Origin of the sequence: Comamonas aquatilis, assembly GCF_965139575.1 — a bacterium.
Lineage (GTDB): Bacteria > Pseudomonadota > Gammaproteobacteria > Burkholderiales > Burkholderiaceae_C > Comamonas > Comamonas aquatilis.
The window spans coordinates 24,532-47,235 of record NZ_CBCSIW010000001.1 but is presented as its reverse complement, the minus strand read 5'-3'; the positions used below and the strand labels follow the sequence as shown (position 1 = coordinate 47,235).

General features: G+C 60.5%; 17 protein-coding genes. 5 read left to right on the top strand and 12 right to left on the bottom strand.

Annotated elements, in window-relative coordinates; genetic code table 11:
* Positions 1-50: 50 nt before the first annotated feature.
* On the bottom strand, positions 51-785 hold the full coding sequence (locus ACNAZA_RS00205; protein WP_415794362.1) for an IclR family transcriptional regulator: 735 nt from the start codon (positions 783-785) through the stop codon (positions 51-53).
* Between the two features lie 229 nt (positions 786-1,014).
* Here ACNAZA_RS00205 and ACNAZA_RS00200 point away from each other — a divergent pair, with 229 nt between their 5' ends.
* Together ACNAZA_RS00200 and ACNAZA_RS00195 are read left to right on the top strand one after the other, a co-directional pair.
* A complete protein-coding gene (locus tag ACNAZA_RS00200; protein ID WP_415794360.1) occupies positions 1,015-2,661 on the top strand; it encodes a GMC family oxidoreductase in 1,647 nt (548 codons plus the stop codon).
* 43 nt (positions 2,662-2,704) lie between these two features.
* Complete coding sequence (locus ACNAZA_RS00195; RefSeq protein WP_415794359.1) at positions 2,705-4,054, top strand: MFS transporter; 1,350 nt, start codon at positions 2,705-2,707, stop codon at positions 4,052-4,054.
* 205 nt (positions 4,055-4,259) lie between these two features.
* Here ACNAZA_RS00195 and uvrA read toward each other — a convergent pair whose 3' ends face one another.
* The 4 genes from uvrA to ACNAZA_RS00175 all read right to left on the bottom strand — a co-directional run bounded on the left by uvrA (position 4,260) and on the right by ACNAZA_RS00175 (position 13,680).
* A complete protein-coding gene (uvrA, locus tag ACNAZA_RS00190; protein WP_415794358.1) occupies positions 4,260-10,205 on the bottom strand; it encodes an excinuclease ABC subunit UvrA in 5,946 nt (1,981 codons plus the stop codon).
* Positions 10,206-10,361: 156 nt separating this feature from the next.
* Entirely contained in the window at positions 10,362-10,502 is a 141-nt protein-coding gene (locus ACNAZA_RS00185) for a hypothetical protein (RefSeq protein WP_415794357.1), read from the bottom strand.
* 229 nt (positions 10,503-10,731) lie between these two features.
* Positions 10,732-11,724, bottom strand: a complete 993-nt coding sequence (locus tag ACNAZA_RS00180; RefSeq protein WP_415794356.1) for a porin — start codon at positions 11,722-11,724, stop codon at positions 10,732-10,734.
* A gap of 273 nt (positions 11,725-11,997) precedes the next feature.
* Positions 11,998-13,680 carry an MFS transporter gene (locus ACNAZA_RS00175; protein ID WP_415794355.1) on the bottom strand — a complete coding sequence of 561 codons (1,683 nt, stop codon included), beginning with the start codon at positions 13,678-13,680 and terminating at the stop codon, positions 11,998-12,000.
* A 300-nt stretch (positions 13,681-13,980) separates the two neighbouring features.
* On the opposite strand from ACNAZA_RS00175, the gene ACNAZA_RS00170 reads away from it, so the two are divergent.
* Entirely contained in the window at positions 13,981-14,289 is a 309-nt protein-coding gene (locus ACNAZA_RS00170; protein WP_120966176.1) for a DUF485 domain-containing protein, read from the top strand.
* The gene (locus tag ACNAZA_RS00165) at positions 14,286-16,019 is read left to right on the top strand and encodes a cation acetate symporter (protein WP_415794353.1); all 1,734 of its coding nucleotides are present in this window, start codon (positions 14,286-14,288) and stop codon (positions 16,017-16,019) included. Before ACNAZA_RS00170 ends, ACNAZA_RS00165 begins: the two co-directional genes overlap by 4 nt.
* A gap of 109 nt (positions 16,020-16,128) precedes the next feature.
* Here ACNAZA_RS00165 and ACNAZA_RS00160 read toward each other — a convergent pair whose 3' ends face one another.
* Entirely contained in the window at positions 16,129-17,049 is a 921-nt protein-coding gene (locus ACNAZA_RS00160) for a LysR family transcriptional regulator (protein WP_415794352.1), read from the bottom strand.
* A gap of 358 nt (positions 17,050-17,407) precedes the next feature.
* Between ACNAZA_RS00160 and ACNAZA_RS00155 the strand changes: the two genes are divergently transcribed.
* A complete protein-coding gene (locus tag ACNAZA_RS00155; protein ID WP_415794351.1) occupies positions 17,408-18,529 on the top strand; it encodes an NADH:flavin oxidoreductase/NADH oxidase in 1,122 nt (373 codons plus the stop codon).
* 2 nt (positions 18,530-18,531) lie between these two features.
* Here the strand turns inward: ACNAZA_RS00155 and ACNAZA_RS00150 are convergent, their stop codons facing one another.
* The 6 genes from ACNAZA_RS00150 to ACNAZA_RS00125 all read right to left on the bottom strand — a co-directional run bounded on the left by ACNAZA_RS00150 (position 18,532) and on the right by ACNAZA_RS00125 (position 22,591).
* Positions 18,532-19,167 carry a 2-hydroxychromene-2-carboxylate isomerase gene (locus tag ACNAZA_RS00150; RefSeq protein ID WP_415794350.1) on the bottom strand — a complete coding sequence of 212 codons (636 nt, stop codon included), beginning with the start codon at positions 19,165-19,167 and terminating at the stop codon, positions 18,532-18,534.
* Positions 19,168-19,189: 22 nt separating this feature from the next.
* The gene (locus tag ACNAZA_RS00145) at positions 19,190-19,471 is read right to left on the bottom strand and encodes a DUF1289 domain-containing protein (RefSeq protein ID WP_415794348.1); all 282 of its coding nucleotides are present in this window, start codon (positions 19,469-19,471) and stop codon (positions 19,190-19,192) included.
* A complete protein-coding gene (locus ACNAZA_RS00140) occupies positions 19,468-19,965 on the bottom strand; it encodes a YbaK/EbsC family protein (RefSeq protein WP_415794893.1) in 498 nt (165 codons plus the stop codon). The genes ACNAZA_RS00145 and ACNAZA_RS00140 overlap by 4 nt, the downstream gene beginning before the upstream one ends.
* A 45-nt stretch (positions 19,966-20,010) precedes the next feature.
* A complete protein-coding gene (locus ACNAZA_RS00135) occupies positions 20,011-20,577 on the bottom strand; it encodes a DUF2799 domain-containing protein (protein WP_415794347.1) in 567 nt (188 codons plus the stop codon).
* A 25-nt stretch (positions 20,578-20,602) separates the two neighbouring features.
* Complete coding sequence (locus ACNAZA_RS00130) at positions 20,603-21,511, bottom strand: hydroxymethylglutaryl-CoA lyase (RefSeq protein ID WP_415794346.1); 909 nt, start codon at positions 21,509-21,511, stop codon at positions 20,603-20,605.
* A gap of 156 nt (positions 21,512-21,667) precedes the next feature.
* A complete protein-coding gene (locus ACNAZA_RS00125; RefSeq protein WP_415794345.1) occupies positions 21,668-22,591 on the bottom strand; it encodes a 2-hydroxyacid dehydrogenase in 924 nt (307 codons plus the stop codon).
* Positions 22,592-22,704: the final 113 nt, after the last annotated feature.

Here is a 22,704-nt window from a genome sequence, read left to right as displayed (position 1 = left end):
GAGGCGGCCCTTTTTTCTGCGTAAAGCGCTCCGTCCGCTCGGGGCTATGGCTAAAACAAAAGCTTGCCCATGCGCTGTGCAGCCGCCTGCAAATGCGGCAAGCCGGTAAGCGCCTGCTCCAGAGACATGCGTGCCTGCGGTGCATGCACCGCCAGCGCAGCACGGCACAGGCCTTTGTCATCCTTGATCGGTACGGCCACGGCAATCATTCCCAGCATGAACTCCTCGCGATCACAAGCATAGCCATGCTCTTGAATGTGCAGGCACTGCTGGACCAGAGCGGCGGCCGACTGCAATGTGTGGGGCGTGCAAGGCGTCAGCACCAGGTTGTCCAACACCGCCATGCGGCGCTGGGGCTCCATATGTGCCAGGAAAAGCTTGCCACTGGCCGTTGCGTGCAAGGGCACTCGGGAGCCGGCTTCCAGCTGCATGCGCAGCGGCCAATGCGTCTCCACCCGGTCCAGATAGCGCACGCGCGTTCCATCCAGCACCGTGAGGTTGCAAGTTTCACCAAGCGCCTGCACCAATTGAGACAGAACCTCATGGCGCAAAGCATGGCGTGGATCACATTGCAAAGCTCTCACCGCGAGGCTGAGCAAACGCGGTCCAGGCGAAAAACTGCGGTCCCCCTCATGCCGCGTCAGCCACTGCCGCGACTCCAGAGCCGAGCACAAACGCGAAGCCGTGGCCTTGGGAAAGTTCAGCGCATTGGCAATCTCCATCAGCCCTGGAGGCTCGCTGCTTTGGGTCACGTAATCCAACACCGCAAGTGCACGGTCCGACATTGAACTGGGGTCTTCCAAAGATGGCGATGCGGCATCGGAAGCACTTTGTGGAATAGCTACAGGCATGACGGGAATGATGGCACAGCTCGCAAATACGCCAGTTAAAAGCCCAGACGTCCTGGTACTTACACCAGCAAGGGAAAGCGCTGATTACAGCATTTGATCTCACACATAGAGTTCCATCAAAAGGAACAAATAGTTCCTCCAGACAAAACAAAGGAGATCTTCTGTGTCAAATGCAATCGAAAGCTATGACTACGTCATCGTCGGTGCCGGCTCAGCCGGATGCGTTCTGGCTGCACGCCTGTCCGAAGATCCCCGCAACAAAGTCCTGCTGCTGGAAGCGGGGCCGCCCGATCGCTCCCTCTGGATCCACCTGCCCATCGGTTATGGCAAGACCATGTGGAGTTCTCAATACAACTGGCGTTTCGAAACAGATCCCGACCCCAATATGAACGGACGGCGGATCTACTGGCCTCGAGGCAAGACCCTGGGCGGCAGCAGCTCCATCAACGGTCTCATCTATGTGCGAGGCCAGGCACAGGACTACGATCACTGGGCCGCCTTGGGCAACCCTGGCTGGTCTTATGAAGACGTGTTGCCCTACTTCATCAAATCCGAAGGCAATGAAAGAGGTGCGGTCGAGTCCCATGGCGGAACCGGTCCACTCAAGGTCTCGGACATTGGCGCCAAGCATGAGCTGATTGAAGCCTTTATCGCTGGGGCCCAGCAGATCGGCGTGCCACGTACCAGCGACTTCAACGGACGCCAGCAGGAAGGTGCCGGCTACTACCAGCTCACCACGAGCAAAGGCCTGCGCTGCAGCACCGCCAAGGGCTATCTGGGCCCTGCCCGCAACCGCCCCAATCTGCATATTGAAACCGACGCCATGGCCACGGGTCTGGTCATGCGCGGCAAACGGGCCATAGGCGTGAACTTTCGCCAAAGCGGCAATATGCGCAAGGCCCTGGCCAATGCCGAAGTCATCTTGTCCGCAGGCGCCATACAGTCGCCCCAGATCTTGCAGCTGTCAGGCATAGGGCCTCGCGCCTTGCTGCAAAGCCTGGACATTCCGGTCGTGCACGACCTGCCGGGCGTGGGTGAAAACCTGCAAGACCATTTGCAAATCCGCCTGAGCTACGAGTGCAGCAAACCCATCACCACCAACGATCAGCTGAATTCGTGGATCGGTACGACCAAGCTGGGGTTGGAGTGGCTTTTTCATCGCTCAGGCCCGCTGGCCGTAGGCATCAACCAGGGCGGCTGCTTCATGCGCGCTCTCAAGAATGCCGACGGAAGCGCTGCCGCCAGCACGCCAGACATCCAGTTTCATGTGTCCACACTCTCTGCGGACATGGCCGGCGGCAAGGTCCACCCTTACTCGGGCTTCACCATGTCGGTATGTCAGCTGCGCCCCGAATCGCGCGGCCATGTGCGCATCCGCTCCAGAGATCCTTTTGCACCGCCATCGATGCAGCCCAACTACCTGAGCACGGAACTCGATCGGCGTACCAATGTGGCGGCCATTCGAGCAGCCAGGGAGATCGCACAGTCGGCGGCCATGGCGCCCTATGTCAAGCGCGAAGTCAAGCCCGGATCCCCTACGCAAAGCGATGAGGAATTGCTGGAGTTTTGCCGCAACAACGGCGCCACCATCTTTCACCCCAGCGGCACCTGCAGCATGGGGCCGAATCACGACCCCATGTCCGTAGTCGACGCCCGCCTGCGCGTGCACGGCATTCAGGGCTTGCGCGTGGTCGACTGCTCGGTCATGCCCACGCTGGTCTCCGGCAACACCAATGCACCCGTCGTCATGATTGCCGAAAAAGCCGCCGATCTGATCCAGGAAGACGCAAAGCAGTTTCAAGTCGCATGACTGCTCAAAGTTCAAACCACGCGACAAGACACCAGGAGACATCATGGCAAAAGACAGTGATCCCAAGGTAGTTCGTAAGGTAGTCACCTCAGCACTTATCGGGGCCACCATCGAGTGGTACGACTTCTTTCTTTACGGCGTGGTCGCCGGCATCGTTTTCAGCAAGCTCTACTTTCCAGGAGAAGACCCGCTGATTTCCACCCTCCTGGCCTACACCACATTCGCGGTCGGCTTTGTGACCCGCCCACTGGGCGGCATCATCTTTGGCCACTTCGGCGACAAAGTCGGCCGCAAGAGCATGCTGGTGATCACGCTCATGATCATGGGCGTTTCCACCTTCCTCATCGGTCTGACTCCGACCTTTGATCAAATCGGCATTGCCGCCCCCATCTTGCTGTTGCTGCTCAGAATCGCTCAAGGCATTGGCCTCGGCGGTGAATGGGGCGGCGCAGTGCTGATGGCCTATGAATATGCACCCAAAAACAAGCGCGGCTTTTACGCTTCCCTGCCGCAAATTGGCCTGGCCATAGGCTTGTTTCTGGCGTCCGGCGTCGTGGCCCTGCTGTCTTGGTTGTGCACCGATGAACAATTCATGGCCTGGGGCTGGCGCATTGCCTTCCTGATTTCCGGCGTCATGGTGCTGGTGGGCATGTATATACGCATGCATGTGCAGGAAACGCCTGAATTTGCGGCCGTCAAGGAACGCAATGCGGAAACCGCCATCCCCTTTCTGGACATGATGCGCCGCTACCCCGGCAACGTCTTGAAAGGCATGGGCGCGCGTTACATCGACGGTGTTTTCTTCAACATCTTCGGCGTTTTCTCCATCAGCTATCTGAATGACACGGTGAAGATATCCCGAACGGATGCGCTGATGGGAGTGATGATGGCCGCCGTGGTCATGTGCTTCACCATCCCGTTCTTTGGCCGGGTTTCAGACCGCTTCGGGCGTCCTCGCATCTTCATGTGGGGGTCCATCGTCACCGCGATTTCAGCTTTTCCAGCCTTCTGGATCATGACCCATGGCGGCAGCAGCCCGCTGCTTATCTGGGCTTCGGTCGTCATCCCGCTCGGCGTGCTCTATGCCGCCATCTATGGTCCGGAAGCCGCTCTGTTTTGCGACCTGTTTGACGCCAAGGTACGGTACACCGGCATTTCCTTCGTCTATCAATTCTCGGGAATCTTTGCATCAGGCATCACCCCCATCATTGCAACCAGCCTGATAAAGGTCGGTGGCGGATCTCCCTGGCTGGTCTGCTTCTACGTTCTGTTTGCAGGCCTGGTCTCGGCCCTGTGCGCCCGATCGATAGGCAACAGCCCACAAACACATGAGCAGATTCAGGAAGAGACTTCATCGAGCACCCGTTCCTCCAGCAAATTGAGCAATGCCTGAATCGCTTCACACAGGAGTCTGGGAATCAGATGCAAGCTGCCCATGGCTGAAAGAGTGCAGCGCACTGTCTGCATTGCAGTTGCAGCGGGAGTCCTCAGGCAAGCCTGGCCATGCCAGCCTGACCTCCAACTGAGCGCCACCACCAAGTCCGATACGCCATGACGCCTGCCACAACATCGCGCGGCAAGCGTCATGGCTGCGGCACTCAGGTACGCGCCAGCACGGGCGCCAGCGCCTTGCCCGTGTGCGTACCGGCACGAACCAGATCTTCCGGCGTGCCCTCGGCCACGATGCGTCCGCCCTCTTTGCCGCCTTCGGGACCCAGATCGATGATCCAGTCGGCCTCGGCAATCACGTCCAGATCGTGCTCGATCACGATCACGCTGTGGCCGCCGTCCACCAGGCGGTGCAGCACCTTGATCAGCTTGTCCACATCCGCCATGTGCAGGCCCACCGTGGGCTCGTCCAGCACATACAGCGTATGCGGCGCCTTCTGCCCGCGGCGGCCGATTTCGTCGCGCACCTTGGTCAGTTCCGTCACCAGCTTGATGCGCTGAGCTTCGCCGCCGCTGAGCGTGGGCGATGGTTGGCCCAGGGTCAGATAGCCCAGACCCACATCCTGCAAAAGCTGCAGCGGGTGGGCAATGCTGGGCATGGAGGCAAAGAACTCCACCGCCTCGTCGACCTCCATCTGCAGCACATCGCCAATGCTCTTGCCGCGCCAGGTCACAGCCAGGGTTTCCGGGTTGAAGCGCGCACCATGGCAGACCTCGCAAGGCACTTTCACATCGGGCAGAAAGCTCATCTCTATGGTGCGAACGCCCTGGCCTTCACAAGAAGGGCAGCGCCCTTCGCCCGTATTGAATGAGAAGCGGCCCGCCGCATAGCCGCGTGCCTTGGCTTCCAGCGTCTCGGCAAACAGCTTGCGAATCGTGTCCCAGAAGCCGATATAGGTTGCGGGGCAGGAGCGCGGCGTCTTGCCAATCGGCGTCTGGTCCACCTCCAGCACCCGGTCGATGACTTCAAAACCCTTCAAGCCCTTGCAACCGATCAGCGCCGGAGACTTGCCTTCGTCCATGGCATCGCGCCCGGCCTTGGTGGAGCGCTGCTGCACCCAGGCCGCCACATTGCTCAGCAGCACATCGCGCGCCAGCGTGGATTTGCCGGAGCCCGACACCCCCGTCACCGCCACCAGCCGCTCCAGCGGAACCCGCACATCCACGCTTTGCAGATTGTGCATATGCGCGCCCAGCAGACCCAGCCAATGCAGGGCCGAAGACTGGGGGCTGACTTCAACTTCCGTAGCAGCTTGCGCTTTTACTTTCTTGGACTTGGCTCGTTTTGGCTCTGCAAGCTTTGCGTCTTCAGCGCTGACAGCACTCAATTCGATAGCAGGTTGCACCGCCGGCTGGGGCGGCTCGCCCTCGCCAATCCAGCGACGCGGCTTGAACGGATGGCGCATGGCATGCAGCAGATAACGGCCGGTGACCGAATCCTTGGCGTCCATGATGTCCTGCACCGAGCCCTCGGCCACCAGGCGTCCACCGCGTATGCCGGCACTGGGCCCGATATCGATGATGTGATCGGCGCGGCGAATCGTGTCTTCGTCATGCTCGACCACCACCAGCGTGTTGCCCTTGTCGCCCAGCTTGTGCAAGGCGTTGAGCAGGATCTGGTTGTCGCGCGCATGCAGGCCAATCGTGGGCTCGTCCAGCACATAGCACACGCCTTGCAGATTGCTGCCCAGTTGGGCCGCCAGACGTATGCGCTGGGCCTCGCCGCCGCTCAAGGTGGGCGCTCCGCGATCCAGCGTCAGATAGCCTAGGCCTACTTCTTCGAGGAATTCCAGACGGCTTTGAATCTCGGGAATCAGGTCGCGCGCAATATCGGCCTCACGACCCGACAGCGCCAGTGTTTGCGACCAGGCGCGCACATCGCTCACTGAAAGCTCGGCAATATCCGTAATGCCCACGCCATGAAATTGCACGGCCCGCGCCGTGGGGTTCAGGCGCGTGCCATGGCATTTGCTGCACTCCACTTCGGCCAGGTCTTCGACCTCCTGACCTTCGAACTTGACCTCGCGGCCCCGGTTGTCCTCGGCCAGCAAGGTGTCGTCATACACCTTGCGTTGGTCCTTGGTCAGCTTGACACCCGTGCCCACGCAATCCGGGCACCAGCCATGCTTGCTGTTGTAGGAGAACAGACGCGGGTCCAGCTCGGCATAGCTGGTGGCGCAGACCGGGCAGGCCCGCTGCGTGGAAAACACCTGAAGCGCGCCTATGCCGGCCGTGCTCTGCCCGCCGGCCATGGCTTCGGCCAGGTTCTCGATGCCGGACAGCACATGCAGCACGCCCTTGCCTATCTCCAGCGTCTGCTTGAGATGGCTGCGCAACTCAGCCTCGTTGGCCGCCGTCACCGTCACGCTGGCGACCGGCAGCTCTATGGTGTGCTCCTTGAATCTATCGATGCGCGGAAAACCCGTGGTGGGCAAGAACTCGCCATCGACCCGCAAATGCGTATAGCCCTTGGGTCGCGCCCAATCAGCCAGCTCGGTATAGACGCCCTTGCGATTGACCACCAGCGGGGCCAGCAAACCAATGGTCTGGCCGCGGAAGTTCGTCATCAGCTGTGCGGCAATGCTTTCCTCGGTCTGCGGCTGCACCACGGCATGGTCGTGAACGCAATGCTGCACCCCCAGCTTCACATACAACAGGCGCAGAAAATGCCAGACCTCGGTGGTGGTTCCCACCGTGGATTTGCGCCCGCCACGCGAAAGGCGCTGCTCGATGGCCACCGTGGGTGGAATGCCATAGACGGCATCGACCTCCGGACGCCCTGCCGGCTGTACGATGGAGCGCGCATAGGCGTTCAGCGATTCGAGATAACGGCGCTGACCTTCGTTGAACAGAATGTCAAAAGCCAGCGTGGATTTTCCGGAACCGGAAACACCGGTCACCACATTGAATTTTCCGCGCGGCACATTCACGCTCAAGCTCTTCAGGTTGTGCTCCTTGGCGTTGACGATTTCAATCGCATCTTTGCCCTGAGTCGCTTGCACCGCCTTCGCCTTGCGCTCTGCTTTGTAGAGCATGGGCGCCACTTCGTGCACGGCTTCACCGCCCACACCCATGGCCAGATCGTATTCACGCAGCGCCTGTGCAGTGTGCGATCCGCTGACCCGGCGCACATCTTCGGGCGTACCTTCGGCCACCACCAGACCACCGCCGTCGCCGCCTTCAGGCCCCAGATCGATCAGCCAGTCGCTGGCGCGAATCACATCCAGGTTGTGCTCGATGACGATCAGCGAATGCCCGGCCTCCAGCAGCTTGCGCAGGGCGCGCATCAGCTTGGCAATGTCTTCAAAGTGCAAGCCTGTCGTAGGCTCGTCGAACAGGAACAGCGTGCCCTTCTTGGCCAGAGACTGCTTGGATTTGGACTGGGCCTTGGCCGCCTCGGCCAGAAAGCCGGCCAGCTTCAGACGCTGGGCCTCTCCACCCGACAGCGTGGGCACGGGCTGGCCCAGCTTCACGTATTCCAGCCCCACATCGACAATGGGCTGCAGGGCGCGAATCACATCGCGATCCTGCGAGAACAGCAAGGCGGCCTCGGCCACGGTCAGTTCCAGCACATCGGCCACGTTCAAAGGCTTGCCACCACGTTCGATCTTGACTTCCAGAATCTCGGGGCGATAGCGCGAGCCATTGCAATCGGGGCAGCGCAGATAGACGTCGGAGAGAAACTGCATCTCCACATGCTCAAAGCCCGAACCGCCGCAGGTGGGGCAGCGCCCATCGCCGCTGTTGAAGCTGAACTTGGAAGCGGTATAGCCGCGCTGGCGCGACAGCGGCGCCACGGCAAACAGCTCGCGCAGCGTATCCCAGGCCCCCACATAGCTGACCGGATTGGAGCGCGCGGTCTTGCCTATGGGCGACTGATCGACAAACATCACATCGGCCAGATGATCGGCTCCCATCAGACGCTCAAACGCACCTGCGGCATCGGTGGGCTTGCCAAAATGGCGCATCAAGGCGGGCACCAGCACATCCTGAATCAGCGTGGACTTGCCCGAGCCCGAGACACCGGTAATGGTCACCAGCCGCTGCAGCGGAAAATCCACGGTGACATCCCGCAGATTGTGTTCACGCGCGCCTTCCAGAATCAGGCGCGGCGTGGCTTCAGTCACCATGCGCTTGAGGCCAAAACCCACCTGCTTGCGCCCGCCCAGATAGGCACCGGTCAGCGTATCGGCCTTGCGCAGATCTTCGGGCGTGCCGTCAAACACGATCTGGCCGCCGCGCGCACCTGGACCCGGCCCCATGTCAATCATGCGATCGGCGGCAAACATCACGGCCGGGTCGTGCTCGACCACCACCAGCGTGTTGCCCGCATCGCGCAGGCGGTGCATGGCTTCGGTGATGCGTTCCATATCGCGCGGGTGCAGGCCGATCGAGGGCTCGTCCAGCACGAACAAGGTGTTGACCAGGGAGGTGCCCAGGGCCGTGGTCAGGTTGATACGCTGCACCTCGCCGCCGCTGAGCGTGCGGCTCTGTCTATCCAGCGTCAAATAGCCAATACCTACATCGCACAGGTACTGCAGACGCGTCATGATTTCCTCATGCAGCATCTTGAGCGCCTGGAGTTCGCCATCGTTCTTGTCTGCATTGGCAGCCGGTGCCAGCTGCGCAAAAAATTCTCGCAAACGCGTGATGGGCAAGCGCATCAGATCGTGCAGACACAGACCCGGCAAGCCATCGAGCTGCTCGCGGCTCCAGCCCACGCCCAGGGGCAGAAAACGCTGGTACTTGCCACCGGCATCGTGGGCCGGCAACACCGCATCGGCGGCCTGCTTGCTGCCCACGCGCCACAGCAGGCTTTCGGTCTTCAGGCGTGCGCCGCCGCAAGTCGGGCATTCGGTGTAGCTGCGGTACTTGGACAGCAGCACCCGGATATGCATTTTGTAGGCCTTGCTTTCCAGGTACTCGAAGTAGCGGCGTATGCCGTACCAGGTCTGCGTCCATTTGCCGTTCCAGTTCGGCGAGCCTTCGATCACCCAGTCTTTTTGCGCCTGGGTCAGCTTGGCCCAGGAGGTATCGCGCGGAATACCTTCGGCTTCCGAGTGGCGCATCAAGTCATCCTGGATCTCTTTCCAAGCCGGTGTCTGAATCGGCTTGATGGCCCCCGTGCGCAGCGTGAGCTTGTCGTTGGGTATCACCAGGCCCCAGTCCACACCGATCACCCGGCCAAAGCCACGACAGGCATCGCAGGCACCCACGGCAGAGTTGAAGGAGAACAGCGAGGGAATCGGCTCCTGGTAGGACAGATTGCTCTCCGGGCAGTGCAGTCCCTGGGAGAACTTCCACAGCTCTGGCTCCGCACCCTCCACACCACTTTCCGGCAGCAGATAGACCGTCAGCCGGCCGCTGCCGCGCTTGAGCCCGACTTCAATCGCCTCCATGGCCCGCACACGCTCGGCCTTGCTGAGGCGAAAGCGGTCGGCGATCACATCCAGCACCTTGACCTTTTCAGGCACAGTCTGGGACTTCTTTTTGCCCTTGTCTGCTTCCTTGCTGGCCTGCTGCGCGCGCTCCACCTCGCGCTCGGCCTGCACCTTGGTAAAACCGCTGGCAGACAGCCATTGCTCCACCTCCTCGGCCGAGGTATTGGCCGGCAGCTCCACCGGGAAGGTGATGGCGATGCGCGGATCGCCTGCCGCTTCGCAGCGCTGGGCCAGTTCGGCGTAAATCGTGTCCGGCGTATCGTGACGCACGGCCATGCCGGTTTCGCGGTCGTACAGCTGGGAGGCTCGGGCGAACAGCAGCTTCAAATGATCGTTGATCTCGGTCATCGTGCCCACGGTAGAGCGCGAATTGCGCACCGGGTTGGTCTGGTCGATGGCGATGGCCGGCGGCACGCCCTCGACCTTGTCTACCGCAGGCTTGTCCATGCGATCCAGAAACTGGCGCGCATAGGCAGAGAAAGTCTCCACATACCGGCGCTGACCTTCGGCATACAAGGTATCAAACACCAGACTGGACTTACCCGAGCCGCTGGGGCCCGTCACCACGGTCAACTCACCCGTGCGGATGTCGATATCCAGATTGCGAAGATTGTGCTGGCGAGCACCACGAATACGGATCAGGCCCTGCGTCATGTTCTGCTGTCTTTCCTATGGAGGCCAAACATTCTAGGCAGTCTGAGCATGCACTTGTGTCGGCTGGCCCTTTACGCCAGCGCGCCTAATCACCACCCACCAACAGCAAAGCCCCGACCGGCGGGGCTTTGCACGCAAATGCAGCAGCGTTGCTGCTTACTTTGATTCAGCCGCCGGAACGGTGACGGCATCGGCACCGTGCTTTTCGCCACTCATATCCACGCTGTCACCCGCCTTCATGATGGCGAAAAGCGATATCGCGGCAAACACCACAAAACCCACAGCCAATTTCCACATCGTTGTCTCCTGAGTCCTTGATTGAATGAAGCAGGCCGCTTGCAGCCATTCCCCAGCATGCTCGACACGCCCACCAAACCATTGAAACCGCCTTGCATTGCATGCGGCTTACGTTGAACGCTTCAGCAAAGAAAAAAGCCCTGTGCTTTAGACACAGGGCTGGAACTTGGAGTAATGGTCTGCATTATCAGCTGCAGCTGCTGTAGACACCGCTTACGCGGTGCACCAATTAGAAGTTGTGGCGAACGCCAACGGCAATAGAGCTGAAATCTTTGCCTGCAGGTGCGTTATATGCGGCACCGCTGTCGTTGTTCACACGGGTGTAGTAGCCGTACACCTTGGAGCGCTTGCTCAGGTTGTAGTTGTAACCCAGCGTCCACTGCGTGGCTGCGGAGTCGGCAACCTTGCTCCACTTGTTGGCGTGACCAACGTTCACGTGGAATTCGGAAGCGCCCAGAGCATACATACCCGACAGGCGGAAGTTATTACGCGTACCGATCAGTTCCTGGTCGCTGCGCTGATAGTAGGCGCCAACCGTGAATTGACCGAGGGTGTACAGACCGCGCAGAGCAGCTTGCCAGTTGTCGCCAACCTTGCTGTAGCCAGCGCCCAGGTGCAAAGGACCTGCAGCGTAGTTCGCGGCCAGATCGTAGCCGTTCTTGCGAGGACCCACAGTGGGATCCTTCTCATGCAAGGACACCGAAGCATCCACCGTCAGGCCACCCAGGCTAGGAGTGCGATAGCCGATCTTGTTCTTGGTGCTCAGACCACCGAACCAGACGGGATCGTAGTACAGAGCATCAGAAGAAGAACCGGTGTCGTGGTTGTGCATGCTGATGTAGTCAGCCGTTGCATAGTAGGACTCGGGCACGAAGTTGCCCAGGCGCACCATACCGAAGCCGCCAGACAGATTCACTTCGCTCTGACGAGCAAACGACATGCCGGTGGTGGGGTGGGTCCAGGCGGAACCAGTGCCGGTATCGGAGTTGAAGCCAGACTCCAGAGTGAAACCAGCCTTCAGGCCGCCACCCAGATCTTCGGTACCGCGAATGCCCCAGCGAGAAGCATTGTTCTGCATGCCAGTGACGGTCTGATCACCAGTCTTTTGGCGTTCAACCGTGGTGTTGATACGACCATACAGCGTCACGCTGCTTTGTGCCATTGCGGTGGTTGCGCCCATCACTGCCAGTGCGGCCAGAGCGATGCGAGTCATCTTGGTCATGTGTTGCTCCTAATGTTCCGTTTTCTGTTTTTCACCGCATCAGCTGAGGAATTTCATGAATCCCTTGGCGGCTGGTTTCAGATTCTAGGTGGGGGTCGGTAAAAAATTGTGCTTGTCATTCCAAAAATATGCGCGGTGATGCATAAGTGCCACACTTGCGTCACATTCTTTAGACCTCAACGTTTTCCTCAATTGAAAAAGCCTGCGCCATACGAGAGGCACAGGCCTTGATAAGTTTGATTCGCACACCGTTCAGATGCGCGAATTCGTCCATCAGTCTTCCGCGTAAATATCGCGATCCTTGGTTTCGGGCACAAACAAGGTGCCGATCACGGCCGTCACACCGGCAATGATGATGGGATACCAGAGGCCGTTATACATATTGCCGGTCTGCGCCACGATGGCAAAAGACATGGTGGGCAGCAAACCGCCGAACCAGCCATTGCCGATGTGATAGGGCAAGCTCATCGAGGTATAGCGGATGCGGGTGGGGAACAGTTCCACCAGCATGGCGGCGATAGGACCATAGACCATGGTCACCAGCAACACCAGATATGCAAGGATGACGATCATCATGACCTTGTTCATCTTCGCGGGGTCTGCCTTGTCCGGATAGCCATCGTGCTTGAGCGTGGCGGTGACGGTCTTGTTGAATTCCGCAGTCTTGGCCTTCAGCTCATCCGGGCTCAACCCAGCCATGGAGAAGCTGGGGATGGAATCGTCGCCAATCTTGATGACGGCCGGCGTGCCGGCGGGAGCGGTTTCGCTTTCATAGCTCACCGAGCGATTGGCCAGGGCCTGCTTGGCTACGTCACAAGAGCTGGTGAACTTCGATGTACCGGTAGGGTTGAACTGGAAGGAGCACTCATTGGGATCCGCAATGATCACCACCTTGTTCTTGGCTTGTGCCGCGGCCAGATCGGGATTGGCGGCTTCAGTCAGTGCCTTGAAGACAGGGAAGTAGGTGAGCACGGCCAGAACGCAGCCCAGCATGATGATGGGCTTGCGGCCGATCTTGTCGGACAAGGTTCCGAAGACCACGAAGAAAGGCGTGCCGATCAGCAGCGCGGCAGCAATCATCAGATTGGCCGTGACTGCATCGACCTTGAGCTGCTGCGTCAGGAAGAACAAGGCATAGAACTGACCCGTGTACCAAACCACGGCCTGACCGGCCGTCAAACCGACCAGCGCCAGAATCACGATCTTCAGGTTCTTCCACTGACCGAAGGATTCCGTCAGCGGTGCCTTGGACACCTTGCCTTCGGCCTTCATCTTCTGGAACGCAGGCGACTCGGACAAAGTCATGCGAATCCATACCGAGATGGCCAGCAGCAGGATGGACACCAGGAAGGGAATGCGCCAGCCCCAATCGGCAAACGCTTCTTCACCCAAAGTGGTGCGCACACCCAGAATCACCAGCAGCGACAGGAACAAACCCAGTGTGGCCGTGGTTTGAATCCAGGAGGTATAGGCGCCCCGCTTGCCGTGCGGCGCATGCTCTGCCACATAGGTTGCCGCACCACCGTATTCGCCACCCAGGGCCAGACCCTGCAGCATGCGCAGCGCGATCAGGATAATGGGAGCGGCCACACCAATGCTGGCGTAGTTTGGCAAGATACCCACGATGAACGTGGACAGACCCATTAGCAAAATCGTCACCAGAAAGGTGTATTTGCGGCCGATCATGTCCCCCAGACGACCGAACACCAGCGCACCGAACGGACGCACGATAAAGCCCGCAGCAAAGGCCAGCAGCGCAAAGATGAAGGCCGAGCCCGAGTCCAGTCCGCTAAAGAACTGCTTGGCAATGATGGCCGCCAGCGATCCGTATAGATAAAAGTCGTACCACTCGAAAACCGTTCCTAGCGAAGAGGCAAAAATCACTTTGCGCTCTTCTGGACTCATCGGCCGCGGGGCCGACTTGCTTCCCATATTTGCTGTCGCGTTGATGGCCATGCTTGTCTCCTTGATTTTGAAAGATCAGGCGCAGCCAAAACGCCTGTATTTCCAATATCAAATCGGCAACTGACCGCTAACTTACAAAAATTCACTTTCAGAAAATTCCCGACAAGGCTTTACCCGACCCTCCCAGCGCTAACCCTTGGTTCGATTTTTTCGATATGAAAAACCGAGTGAAAACACTGATAACGTAAGTAAGGACGGGGTCAGACGGACTTTCCAGAATGCAAGCGCCTGCAGAAGTTACGCACCACAGCGGCCACTTCAAGCAGACATGCATTCATAGGAGACAAGACTGTGAGAGACCCGGTGATTGAAAGAATCCAGAGCAATCCTGAATATCAGGCTTTGCGCAAAAAACGTAATCGACTGGGTCTGATGCTGACCTTGTTGATGTTGGCCGTCTATTACGGCTATATCGCACTCATTGCCTTTGACAAGGAATTTCTGGCCACGCCACTGGGTGCAGGCGTCACCACACTCGGCATTCCCATCGGCATGGGCGTCATCATTTTTTCCGTGCTCATCACCGGCCTCTATGTGCGCCGTGCCAATGGCGAATTCGACAAGCTGACCCGCGACATACTCAAGGACGCCAAGCCATGAAGCAGCGCACATTCAATCAATGCCTGGCCGCAGCGCTTGCGATCTGCGCCGTCGCTCCGGTGATGGCCGCCGGTGGCGACGTGGGCGTAGCCGCCAAACAAAGCACCAACTGGACGGCCATCATCCTGTTCACCAGCTTTGTGGTGGCCACACTCTGGATCACCAAATGGGCGGCCGGCCGCACCAAGTCGGCGGCAGATTTCTACACCGCTGGCGGCGGCATCACCGGCTTTCAAAACGGGCTGGCGATTGCGGGCGACTATATGTCTGCCGCCTCGTTCCTTGGCATCTCCGCCTCCGTCATGGCCAGCGGCTATGACGGTCTGATCTACTCCATCGGCTTTCTGGTGGGCTGGCCGATTCTGACCTTCCTGCTGGCCGAGCGCCTGCGCAATCTGGGTCGTTTCACTTTTGCGGACGTGGCCGGCTACCGCTTCGAGCAAACGCCGTTCCGGATTTTTGCCTCCTGCGGCACGCTGGTGGTGGTGGCCTTTTATCTGATTGCCCAGATGGTGGGCGCCGGCCAGCTGATCAAGCTGCTGTTCGGCCTGGACTACTGGATTGCCGTGGTGCTGGTCGGCGGCCTGATGATGGTTTACGTGCTGTTTGGTGGCATGACCGCCACCACCTGGGTACAGATCATCAAGGCCTGTCTGCTGCTGGCAGGCGTCACCTTCATGGGCTTCATGGTCTTGTCCAAGTACGGCTTCAGCCCCGAGGCCCTGTTTGCCGATGGCGTGCGCGTTCGCACCCAGATCGCGGCCAACGGCGGTGCCGAGCCGGCACTGGCTGAAAAGCTGGGCCTGGCCATCATGGGCCCCGGCGGTTTCATCAAGGACCCCATCTCCGCCATCAGCTTCGGCATGGCGCTGATGTTCGGCACGCTGGGCCTGCCCCACATTCTGATGCGTTTCTTCACGGTGCCTGATGCCAAGGAAGCGCGCAAAAGCGTGTTCTGGGCCACGACCTGGATTGGCTACTTCTATGTGCTGATCTTCATCATCGGTTTTGGCGCCATCACCCTGGTGCTGACCAATCCTGAAATGGCCGATACCGCCAAGGGCATCATTCATGGGGGCGCGGGCACGGCCAATATGGCGGCCGTGCTGGTGGCCAAGAGCGTGGGCGGCGATGTGTTCTACGGCTTTATCTCGGCCGTGGCCTTTGCCACCATTCTGGCCGTGGTTGCCGGTCTGACGCTGTCCGGCGCCTCCGCCGTCTCGCACGATCTGTACGCCACCGTCATCAAGAAGGGCAAAGCCGACAGCGCCTCCGAACTGCGGGTCTCGCGCATCACCACGCTGTGCCTGGGCTTTGTCGCCGTGCTGCTGGGCATTGTGTTCGAAAAGCAAAACATTGCCTTCATGGTCTCGCTGGCCTTTGCAGTGGCGGCTTCGGCCAACTTCCCACCCCTGCTGCTGTCCGTGCTGTGGAAAGACTGCACCACCAAGGGCGCCGTGATCGGCGGCTTCCTCGGCCTGGTTTCCTCCGTGGGCCTGACCATTGTGTCGCCCTCGGTTTGGGAAGGCACGCTGGGCAATCCTGCCGGATCGGCATGGTTCCCATATGCCTCGCCAGCGCTGTTCTCCATGGCCATCGGTTTCGGTGGCGTGTGGCTGTTCTCCGTGCTCGACAAGAGCGGACAGGCGGCCAAGGAACGTGCGGCCTTCGCTGCCCAGCAGGTACGCTCCGAAACCGGCCTGGGCGCCGCCGGCGCATCGGGCCACTGATGACGATGGGCCCGGTGTCATGCCGGGCCTCGCTCCCTGAGCGCTGAGAACGTGATTACGATTCCCTCGACTGGCCCGCATGAAACACGGCTGTTTCTGCGGGCTATTTTCATGGCGCGGCCAGTGCGTCGGCCTGCGCCAGCTCGAACAGCAGCTCCCGCGCCCACTGGTGGCCTGGTGAGCGATGGGTGCGCTCATGCCAGGCTGCCGTCTTGGTGAAGCCGGGGATCTCCAGCGGCGGCTCCAGCACCACCAGACCCGAATCCGGTCGGACCAGACGCCGCGGCACGACGGCAATCAGATCGCTGCTGCGCAGTATCTCGGGCAGCACCAGAAAGCTGGTGACCGACACCGCCACGCGCCGCTGCCGCCCCAGGCGCTCCAGCGCCTCATCCGTCACTCCGCGAAAGCTGCCGCCACCATAGGAAACCAGGGCATGGTCTAGGGCGCAAAAGCGCGCCAGCGACAAGCTGCGCCTGCGTGCATCGGGATGATCGGCCCGCATCACGCAGACATAGTGCTCATCGAACAGGCGGCGCGCGTGCAGATCCGGCGCAGTGTTCTCCGGCGTGATCAGCGCCAGGTCGATATCGCCGCGCTCCAGCCTCTCGTGCAGCGGCAGATGCTGGGCCGGCACCACGGCCACGCACAGACCGGGCGCACGCTGGCGCAGCACGGCCAGAAACGGCAGCACCACGGCCTGCAGCGCGTAATCGGTGGCAGCGATGCGCAGCGTCATATGTGCCGTGGCCGGATCAAAGGCCTGAGGGCGCAGCAGCGCCTCGGCATTACACAGCAACTCCTTGAGCGGCCCGGCCAGCGCCTGGGCCCGCAAAGTGGGGGCGATGCCACGTTGCGTGCGCACGAACAGCGGATCGCCGAAGCTCTCGCGCAGCCGCGTCAACATGCCGCTGACCGCAGGCTGGGTCAGCGACAAACGCTCGGCAGCGCGCGTCACGCTGCGCTCGTCCAGCAGCGCGTCAAGTGCTTTGAGCAGGTTCAGGTCCAGGTTCTTGATATCAGACGGCACGATGTCATAAATCACAAATATCGATTGGATTTATTTCAACACAGCCCCGATGATTCATGCCTTCCCCGCACACAGAACCCCTGCATGCATTGCATTCATTGGCCCGCCGACCATGAGCGGGGCACGACAGAAGATTTCGCCTCCAACCAGACCATCGCCCAGAGCCTGAGCGCCGCAGCCGTTTCGGCCTGAATTTGGTTTTCCATTTTTTTGATAGCAACCACCGCTTGTCATGCATTATTTCAAGATGCATTTCACTCCATAAACAAGGAATGAAAAGCGCCAGCTGCTATCAAGTTCTTAAACATGTCCGGCGACAACGCCAGGCCATTCACCTCACTCACCGCAGCGTTTCTCCATGTCCGCACTCTTTACTCCTTTCACTCTCAAAAGCCTCACCCTGCGCAACCGCATCGCCATCCCGCCCATGTGCCAGTACAGCGCCGTTGACGGCCTGACCAATGACTGGCATCAGGTTCACTACGCATCCATGGCGCGCGGCGGTGCCGCTCTGGTGATCGTCGAAGCTACCGGCGTCTCGCCCGAAGGCCGCATCTCGCCGGACTGCACCGGGCTGTGGAACGACGGCCAGATCGAAGGCATGTCCCGCATTGCCGCCGGCATCAAGGCCGCCGGCGCCGTGCCCGGCATCCAGATCGGCCATGCCGGACGCAAGGCCAGCGCCAACAATCCCTGGGAAGGCGACGATCACATTGCCGAAGGCGATGCGCGCGGCTGGCAGCCCATAGCTCCATCGGCCATTGCTTTTGGCGGCGGACTGCCGCGCGTGCCGCGCGCCATGACGCTGGAAGATATCGCCCGCGTGCAGGCCGACTTTGTGGCCGCAGCCCGTCGTGCGTTGGAGGCAGGCTTTGAATGGCTGGAGTTGCACTTTGCCCACGGCTATCTGGCGCAGAGCTTTTTCTCCGCCCACAGCAACCAGCGCAGCGATGCCTATGGCGGCAGCTTTGACAACCGCGCCCGCTTTCTGCTGGAAACCGTGGCTGCCGTGCGCCAAGTCTGGCCCGAGCACCTGCCGCTGACGGCGCGTTTCGGCGTCATCGAGTACGACGGCCGCGACGAGCAAACCCTGGAAGAATCCATCGCCGTCACCCGACAGATGCGCGAGCGCGGCCTGGACCTGCTCAACGTCAGCGTCAACTTCGTGATTCCCGATGTGAAGATTCCCTGGGGCACGCCCGCTTTCTTGGCCCCCATCGCCCAGCGCGTAAGCCGCGAGGCCGGCCTGCCCGTGGCATCGAGCTGGGGCATGGATGATGCCCGCATTGCCGAGCGCGTGGTGGCCGACGGCCAGATCGATCTGGTCATGATAGGCCGCGCCCATCTGGCCAACCCGCATTACGTCTATCAGCTGGCCCAGACCCTGAGCACCGAGCGCCCCGACTGGACGCTGCCCGCCCCCTACGCCCACTGGCTGGAGCGCTATCGCGGCGCAGGCAAGCTGGCCACGGTGCAGTAACCTTAGCTCAGTCCGGACTTCACTTCGGCCGCCGCCGGCCAATGCCCGTCAAACCAGCTGTCGCCTTGCAGATAGCTGCGCAGCATGGGCAGGGCGTCCAGCCCCCAGAACACATGGCCGTCGACCTCCCAGGCCGGCACGCCGAACACGCCGGCCTGCTGCGCCTGATCGGTATTGGCGCGCAAGCATTGCTTGACCTCGTCACCGCCCTCGTCGTGATACTTCTGATCCTGTAGCAGGGTTCGCAGCTGCTGCAAGCGCTGTGGATCATTGGCATCTTGGCCACCCACCCAGACATGCTGCATCACGGACTGGGCCACAAAGCGGTTGATGCAGCCATCACGCCCATGGGCCAGCGCCAGCCGCAGCAAGGCAATCGGCTTGAACGGGTGCTGGGCCGGCATCTGCAACTCCACGCCCAGGGAATGGCCCAGCCAGCTCACATGTCGGTAAGTCCAGGCGCGCTTGGCCGGTATGCCGGCCGGGCCGGGGTTGCTGTTGTGCTGCAGCAAGGCCCCCAGCAGCACCGGGCGGTATTCCACGTGATAGCTCAGACCCTGCAAGGCCTTGGGCATTTGCTGCAAGGCCAGCCAGGCATAGGGCGAGACAAAATCCAGATAAAACCTGATGTGTTTCATACCAGCTCGCCTTCGGTTGTGCTTAGATTTGTGCTTCCCGCGGGTCCTTCAGGCCGGCACGCTGCAACAGCGTGCTCCAGGTCTGCAGACGCAGCTCGTTATCGCCCTTGGACCAGGCCCGAATTTCGTCAATCGTTCTGAAGCAACCCTGGCAATGGCTGCGGTCTTCCGTCATACGGCAGACATTGATGCAGGGCGAGGCCACGGGTTGATCGGCCTCGGCCCAGACCAGGGCCACTTCGGCCTTGTTGGCCAGTTGCACCAGTTGTTGCGCTTGCTGTTCTTGAAAAATTTCTGTACTCATGCCTGTACCACCACATCCGACCAGGGAGCGTCCGTCAGCTGCTGCAGCTGCACCGGCGACGCGGGAAAAACACCAAAAGGGTGACCGGCTGCAGCCCACACCGTATCAAAGCGCTGCAACTCCATATCTATCAGAGTCACCACCTTGCTGGCATGCGCCACGGGGCTCACACCACCAATCGAAAAGCCGGTGCTGCTTTTGACAAACTCGGCATCGGCACGGCCGATCGATCCGACCAGGGCAGCCACTTTTTTCTCATCCACGCGCTTGTCGCCCGAAGTCACGACCAGCACGGCCACGCCATCCATCCGGCGCTTGAAGATGATGCTCTTGGCCACCTGCCCCACCAGGATACTGAGCTGGTCGGCAGCCTCCTGCGCGGTACGCGCCGCACCGTCGAGCATCTGCGGCGCATGAGGATGACCGGCATCCTGCAAAAAGCGGCTGACACGCTGCACACCTTCGGGCAGCGCATGAAGTTCTGATCCACACATCATTGTTTTCCTGAGACGCACTGCAGCAACGCAGCGCCTTGATTCCTACTGCGCCAGCCTGAGTTTGAGCTGCACCAGCTCCAGCTGCAAATCGCGCAAGTCCTTTTGCACATAGGCGATATGGCCGGCGCTGTTCTTGGCGTTGCGAGCGTCGCGCAACTCTTTTTTCTTGGCCTCTATGCGCCGTTCCAGATCCAGCGCGGACTGCTGGGCATCGTAGCGATCACGCGCAGGACTGTAGCCGTCCAGAAAAGCCGCCTCCAGCTGCGCCGGGCAGTAGCCGGGCTGAAAGCGCAGGCCTTGCTCCGCATAGGCCTTGCCGCTTTGCGGGGTGCAAAAGTCCCGCAGGCCGCGCATCCAGCCTTGCTGATAAGCACGTGCATCCATTTGCACGCCCTGGTCCTTGCAGGTTCTGAAATGGCGTTGGGCGCGGGTTTTCAGATCCTGTTTGCCTTCCATGGCATCCAGCTGCCCCAGATAGGCCCAGTCCGTATCCCGGCACTCCTGTGCATCCATGGTGCTGCAGCCCCACAGCATGGCCGAGGCGGCCACCACCACGGCCCGTGAAAAACATGATCTCGCTTGCATGGGCGTGATGGTACCAACGCCCATGCACCGCCGTCATGCCAGGGCGATATCAGGCCCCACGTTTGGCCAGCAAAGCCTTGGCCACCCGCGATTGCGTGGGGCGACCCAGATGCTCGCTGATGAACTGGCCAGCATCGATCAGTTTGTCGAGATCAATGCCAGTTTCAATGCCCAGCCCCTGCAGCAGATAGACCACATCCTCGGTCGCCACATTGCCAGTGGCGCCCTTCGCATACGGGCAGCCGCCCAGGCCTGCCACCGAAGACTGGAAGTTCCACACCCCCAGCTGCAGCGCCGCCAGCGTGTTGGACAAGGCCTGACCATAGGTATCGTGAAAATGCCCGGAAATCGCGTCGATAGGGAAATGGGCCAGCGTGGCTTCCAGCGCTTTTTGCACCTTGACAGGCGTGCCTACGCCAATGGTGTCGGCCACATCCACGCGCTGCACGCCAATACCCTTCATCAGCCTTGCCAGATAGGACACGCGCTCGGGCGCAATCTCCCCCTCGTAAGGGCAGCCCACGGTGCAGCTCATGGCTCCACGCACGGCAATGCCTTGGGCTAGCGCCGCTTCGACCACTGGGGCAAAGCGCTCGATGCTCTCGGCAATGCTGCAGTTGATGTTTTTCTGGCTGAAGGCCTCGCTGGCCGCACCAAACACCACGATCTCGTCGGGCCTGGAAGCAACCGCCGCCTCAAAGCCCTTCAGATTGGGCGTGAGCACCGAATAAAGCACCCCGCTGGCGCGCGTGATGCCGGCCATGACCTCGGCGTTGTCCGCCATCTGCGGCACCCATTTGGGCGAGACATAGCTGGTGACCTCGATCTCCTTGAGACCGGCCTCCTGCAGCTTGTGCACCAGCGCAATCTTGACTGCCGCAGGCACAGGCTGCTTTTCGTTCTGCAGCCCGTCGCGCGGGCCTACGTCGATGATTTTCACGCGTGCGGGGTAGTTCATTTCGTTCTCCTATCGTTTCTTTACGCTGACTATTGAACAAGCACACCCCTTGCGAGAGACGTCTAGCAAGGGCCTGGGCGGCCCCGCCGCCCCGCAGCGTTGTCGCCGTCCCCCTTCCGAAGAGAAAGGGGGAAGCCGCGCAGCGGCTCAGGGGGTTCAATATCCTTTTTTTAGGTCTACGCGCCCTGTGACCGGCTCGCCCCGGCTCATGGCCGCCACCTTGCCGGTGATCTGGGCAATGCTGTCGGCCGCCAGCGTGCGGGCCGAGGTATGGGGGGTGAGAATGATTTTTTCGTGTGCCCAGAAAGGGTGATCTGCGGGCAGCGGCTCTTCACGGAAAACGTCCAGCATGGCGCCGCTGACATGACCGGCGTCGATCTGCGCGATCAGGTCTGCATCGACCAGATGGCCGCCGCGCCCCACGTTGATGACATAGGCGCCGGGCTGCAGCAACGCCAGGCTGCGGGCATTGATGATGTCGCGCGTCTCGTCATGCAAAGGCAGCAGATTGACCAGAACACGGGTTTCGGCCAGGAAGGCATCGAGATTTTCGGTGCCGCTAAAGCACTTCACGCCGTCCAGCTCGCGCGGCGAGCGGCTCCAGCCATTGACCGTGAAGTCAAACACCGTCAGCGCCTTGGCCACACGCTCGCCCATCTTGCCCAGGCCCATCACGCCCACGGGATAGTCGGCACGTCGAGGGTTGCGCTGGTGCTGCCAGATGCCTTGCGCCATATCGGCTTCGTACCGATCCAGTCCTCTGAAGAAACGAATCACGGCCTGCGCCACGTATTCGGCCATCTGCACCGACATACCAGCATCTTCCAAGCGGTAAACCGGCAGCGCAGCGGGCACTTCCAGGCGCAGCAAGGCGTCCACGCCAGCGCCTATGTTGAACATGGCTTTGAGGCCTGCCGCCTGCTCGTCGATGAACTGCTGAGGCGGAGCCCAGACCAGCGCATAGTCGGCCTGGGCGGCGCCCGGCTCCCAGATACTTACCTCGGCGTCGGGCAAGGCATCGAACAAGCCCTTGAGCCAAGGCTCGGGCCGCGTATCGTCACAGCAAAATAGAACTTTCATAGATGCGAAGCCTAACGGTTTGGCGCCAGTGCTGCAGACGTGGATGGCAATTGGTCCGCTATTAAAAAAGCAGCTTCCTGCGCTTTATTTCATTGAAATTCAGCATCAGACAT